Origin of the sequence: Roseateles sp., assembly GCF_052436255.1 — a bacterium.
GTDB lineage: Bacteria > Pseudomonadota > Gammaproteobacteria > Burkholderiales > Burkholderiaceae_C > Pelomonas.
In genome coordinates, this window is record NZ_JBQVNP010000258.1 from 1 (window position 1) to 4,266 (window position 4,266).

Consider the following 4,266-nt stretch of genomic DNA (forward strand, 5'->3'; position numbering starts at 1 on the left):
CCGCGAGTATTTCCGCGTCGATGCGCCGATCGCCGATTCGTACACATGCACGGGCAGCCTGCCCAAGGGCGACGAGTTCTCCTTCGAAGTGCAGGACCTGTCGCTCGGCGGCGTCGGCCTTCGCACCCGGGACGAACGCGCGGCCACATTGCCGATCGGCTCATACCTCCGGGACTGCGAACTGTCGCTCGGCACGCTCGGCCGGCTCACGCTCGACATGGAACTCGTGTCCAGCCGCTCCACCACGCTGCCGAACGGCGCGCTGCAGCACCAGCTGGGCTTCCGTTTCCTGGCGCTGCCGCCGGGCGCCGAAACCGCCCTGCAGCGCCTGGTCACACGGCTCGAAATGAAGAGCCGCTCGCTGGTCGGCTGACGCCGTCAGAACACCGGTTCGCAGCGCACCTCGGTCTTCACCGAGTTGGCGATGAAGCACTCTTCGTGCGCCCGGTGGTGCATCTGCTCGATCTGCTCGCGCGTCGGCAGGTTGTCGCCGGAGAAAACCACCTCCGGCCGCAGCGTGACGACGGTCATCGCCATCTTGCCCTCGGCGTTCTTCTCCATCACGCCTGTGGCCGCGTCGAAATACCGGTCGACGACGAACTTGCGCTTCACCGCCATCGTGAGGAACCACAGCATGTGGCAGTTCGACAGCGAGGCCACGAACATCTCCTCGGGATCGACCGCCGAGGCATCCGACATCGGCAGCGGCACGACATGCGGCGACGACGAGCCCGCCACTTCCGCGCCTCCATCGAAGCGCAGCGAATGCCGCCTGCTGTAGGTGTTTGCGAGAAAGTCCTGCTCACCCCGGAGCCAGAGGATTTCCGCGGTGTACTGGGCCATGAATCTTTTCTCCGGCTCGGTTTGCGGGAGTGCGATTCTGCGCCAGGCCGGGCTGCGCCCTTCAGCATTTGCTTGGCTGAAAAACCATCAAACCCTCAAAACCCGGAAACGGAGAAGTCTTGCCCGGTGTAGCTTCCCTGGAAAGACCGCACGGGGTTCGATACGTATCGCCTCACGTCCTTCTTCAGTTTCTCGTACTCCGCGCTTTCCATCTTGTAGGCAAAGGTGGAACCGATCTTCAAGATCGGCGCAGTGCCGGCGCCGAGTGCTTCCGACGGGTGGTAGCCCGAGATCAGGATGGCCGAGATCTTTCTACCGCTGTTCTGGATGACCCAGCGCACCGGCTCATAGCTCGACAGCACGAGCACTAGCGACGTCGATGCAGGCATCACGTTGACGCGCACGACATTCAGCGCACGTCCAGCTTCGGCCCCCCGGGCCCTGCCCTTCGCCTCGTAGACGCCGACCACTGCCACCTGCGCATCCTGCGGTACGTGGGTCAAGAGCGGCGCCACCACCTGAACGGAGTCCGGAGCCGGAGCCGCCGGTGCGAGCTTCGCCAATTGGGTCTCGAGTTGCGCGGCTGCTATCGCTTTCTGCAGATCTTCCGGGGGGCCGGCTTCGACGTCGTCGCCTCCGATGGTCGTGACGGCGCCGTATCTCATGTACCCGCTTCGGGGCGTCAGCGGCAGGAGTATCCCGTCACCCGGCTGATAGCCGGGGACCGGTGCCACTGTGCGCTGCTGCACGTCAACCATCTTGCCTTGGCTGGTGTAGGTCCCCGGCGCCGAACTGGCAAGAAGGATCGATGTCTCGTCGAGCTTCGCGTAGCCATGCGTGAGGTGCAGGGCCGATGTCTCCCAGAAACCCTGCTCACCCGAAGCCAGGTCGATCCAGGCGAGATTTCTCGCATCGAAGTAGTACGCCTTCTTTCCGTTGTCCATGAGGAAGGGGGAAGACGATGATGAAAGCGATCTGGCGAGGCGCCAGAAGGCCACCTGCGTTGCGGACAACGCGCCATCCGGCTCGCGAACATGCGCCATGACCGCCACGCTGCCGACACCGCCGACCAAGCGCCGGTTTTCGTCACCCGGCAGTGCCAGTGCCCATGTCGCACGCTTCTCGGCCAACGGATAGATCGTTTCCTTGCCGTTCAGCGCGTCGACGATCACGGTCTGCTGCCCCTGCGAGCTCTGGATCAGCACCAGTGCGTTCAGGGACGCGAGCCAAGTTACGAGGCTCTGGTACTTGTCGGTGCTCCACACCGCAATGCCGGTTTCGACCTCGATCAGCCTCAGCCCCGGGCTTGTGTCGGACGGCGCGGCCAGCACCCGGCCGTTGGGTGACAGCGAAAAGCCCGGGCGACTGTTGTTCGCCACGGTGAAGGTCTGTATCGGCTTTCCGTCGGGCAGCCGGACGGCATTGAAGGTGCCGCTACCGGATTTAAGCAGCGCGACATTGGACTCCGCCGATGTCACGATGCCGACGGTACCGGCACCCTTATTCTTTTCCGCGGGCAGCGCCTGTCTGGCATGCAGTTCGACCCGCGGGTACAACGGCGGCTTGCCCAACAGCACGGACACGCGGCGGAGCCCGACCCAGTCGACCAGTTGCGCGTCCTGTTCACGAAAGCAACTTCCGTCCTGAATCTTTTTCCGGATATCCGACGGCGTATCGAAGCGTCCAATGCCCGATGCCGCCGTGCACGTGAGTGCCCTGACCTGCAGCAGCCGACCGTATTGCTCCTGCAAGGAGCGCGTTTCCTTGTCGTCGCCAGCCACCGATGCGAGCAACTTGCTCATCCCCAGTTGAACCTCCTCCGAGACCGGAAACGCCTTGCCAATTCGATCCGTTGAGGCAGTGAATGGAGCAGTCAACTTGTCGCAGCCGCTGAGCGCGCATGCGACAACCAACACGACGAGCACACGAAACATCTTCCGATCTCCCCCTCAGGATGCCACTCCGGCCGTCCGTGCCTTTTGGCACGTGTACATGCAGGCTGCACGTTACGTGCGACGCAGCATCGTCCGTCCAGCTCATGACGCGCATGGTAACAATTTGCCGCACGCCCAAGACAGCATCGAATGGATGACAAGACAGTCCTCACGCATCCGAGGATGTTGCCGCACGACTCAACCGCGCTCAGAGATCGATGCGGTAGCGGAACTTGGTGAGGCTGCCCTGGCTCGGCAGCGTGATGAAGGTCTCGACCAGCACGCCGCCGTTGGCCGCGATCACCTTCTGCGAGGCGAAGTTGTCCGGGCTGGTCGTGATCTCGACACGCCCCAGCCCTTCGCCGGCGGCGAGCCTCAGCATCGAGCCCAGCGCGCGCGTTGCGTAGCCCTTGCGCTGCTTCCAGGGCACGACGTTGTAGCCGATGTGGCCCAGGCAGTAGAGCGGCAAGGCATCGGTGCCGGGCTGCCAGCGCAGATCGATGCTGCCGCAGAACTCGCCGTCCCACATCCAGCACTTGTAGCCCGGCAGGCGCCGTACCTTGGAGCCGTCGGGCATGCGGATGCGCCCTCCCCTGGCTTCGCGGTCCACGAGGCTGGCAAGAAAGCGGTCGGGGTCGGCCTTGATCGCCGCGCGCTCCTCGGCGCCCGACTCGGGCCGCGTCTCGTCGCGCGCCCAACCGCGGTTCAGCGCCGACACATAGCTGGCCAGGTAGGCCCTCGCAGGCCAGACCAGTTCCATCGGATATGCCCCCGGTACGGGCTTCGCCATCCTGCCTAGGCTCCCATCAGCTTGACGATCAGCGGCACCAGCAGCGCGGTGGCGATGCCGTTCAGCCCCATGGCCAGCGCCGAGAAGGCGCCCGCCGTCTCGTTCACCTGGATGGCTCGCGCCGTTCCGATGCCATGCGCGGCCATGCCGACCGCGAAGCCGCGCACCGCCGGCTCCCGGATGCGCAGCAGGTTCAGCAGCCCGGTGGCCATGATCGCGCCCGAGATGCCGGCAATGGCCGCGGCCACCGCCGCCAGCGAAGGCAGCCCGCCGATCTTCTCGGCCACGCCCATCGCGATGGGCATGGTGGCCGACTTGGGCGCAAGCGACATCATCAGCTCGTGCGAGCCGCCCAGCACCCAGGCGATGCCGACGGCCGACACGATGGCCGCCACCGAGCCCACCAGAAGCGCCACGCCGATGGGCAGCCACAGCCGCCGCAGCCGGTCGATCTGCCCGTACAGCGGCACAGCCAGCGCTACGGTGGCGGGGCCGATCAGGAAATGCACGAACTTCGCGCCCTCGAAGTACGTGTCGTAGGGCGTGCGCGTGAGCAGCAGCACAGAGACGATGACGATCACCGACACCAGCACCGGGTTGACCACCGGATTGCGCCCGCTGCGCGCATGCAGCCACAGCGCGCCCAGGTACGCCAGCAGCGTGAGCGACAGCCACAACAGCGGCGACTGGGCCAGGAAC

5 protein-coding genes are annotated in these 4,266 nt (G+C 65.2%); 1 reads left to right on the forward strand and 4 read right to left on the reverse strand.

Translation table 11 applies throughout. From position 1 onward, the window contains the following. The coding region (locus ACT6S0_RS27045; RefSeq protein ID WP_444766821.1) for a flagellar brake protein at nt 1–373 on the forward strand (373 nt) is incomplete at its 5' end. Between the two features lie 5 nt (nt 374–378). On the opposite strand, the gene ACT6S0_RS27050 is transcribed toward ACT6S0_RS27045, so the two are convergent. The 4 genes from ACT6S0_RS27050 to ACT6S0_RS27065 all read right to left on the reverse strand — a co-directional run. Continuing rightward, the gene (locus tag ACT6S0_RS27050; RefSeq protein WP_444766822.1) at nt 379–843 is read right to left on the reverse strand and encodes an OsmC family protein; all 465 of its coding nucleotides are present in this window, start codon (nt 841–843) and stop codon (nt 379–381) included. 95 nt (nt 844–938) lie between these two features. Continuing rightward, entirely contained in the window at nt 939–2,777 is a 1,839-nt protein-coding gene (locus ACT6S0_RS27055; protein ID WP_444766823.1) for a hypothetical protein, read from the reverse strand. A gap of 208 nt (nt 2,778–2,985) precedes the next feature. After that, nucleotides 2,986–3,567 carry a GNAT family N-acetyltransferase gene (locus ACT6S0_RS27060; protein ID WP_444766824.1) on the reverse strand — a complete coding sequence of 194 codons (582 nt, stop codon included), beginning with the start codon at nt 3,565–3,567 and terminating at the stop codon, nt 2,986–2,988. Between the two features lie 5 nt (nt 3,568–3,572). Next, a partial coding sequence (locus ACT6S0_RS27065; RefSeq protein ID WP_444766825.1) for an LrgB family protein occupies nt 3,573–4,266 on the reverse strand: 694 nt, incomplete at its 5' end.